Origin of the sequence: Thioalkalivibrio sp. HK1 (assembly GCA_000583135.1) — a bacterium.
GTDB lineage: Bacteria > Pseudomonadota > Gammaproteobacteria > HK1 > HK1 > HK1.
This window is the reverse complement of sequence record JFBG01000111.1, coordinates 1-512: the sequence shown is the minus strand read 5'-3', so window position 1 is coordinate 512 and position 512 is coordinate 1. Positions and strand designations below refer to the sequence as shown.

At 59.2% G+C, this 512-nt stretch carries 1 protein-coding gene; it reads right to left on the bottom strand.

Annotated elements, in window-relative coordinates:
- Positions 1–512: hypothetical protein (locus BF99_RS23595; RefSeq protein ID WP_038099228.1), on the bottom strand; the 512-nt coding region annotated here is incomplete at both ends.

The following is a 512-nucleotide window of genomic DNA, read 5'->3' as shown; positions in this document are numbered from 1 at the left end:
ACGACGATATCGCCCGGGCGGTCCAAGGTTGTTACAGTGATCGCCGCCCCTTGGGGGTTGGCAGCGCTTGCATAGTTCCCGGCGCCGTTGTTGAAAGTGCCGACGATGGTGTCGGTGCCGTTCTCGGCGTTGTCGTCTTGGGCGACCGAAACGGTGACGGTTTGGCTTGCATTCCAATCACTGTCGGTAAAAAAGAGGGTGGTGGGGTCCAAGGTGACGGAAGGGTTGGTCTTGGTCAGGTCGACGGTGACATTGGGCACGGTCGGCACCGTTCCCAAACGCACGATGAAGGTTTGTTGTCCGCCTTCGACCACTTGCAAGGGCGAGGGCAGCATCAGCAGGGTGCCGGGCGAATCGTCGTCGGTGACGGCGATGCTTTTAGTCACGTCGGCGGCCACGATGCCGATGTCCTGATCGACCGAAAGGGTGATCAAGGCGCTTTCGTCGACGATATCGATATCGTGAGAACCGGTGACGGTGATCTCTTGCGCGCTTGAATAGTTCGAGGCGTT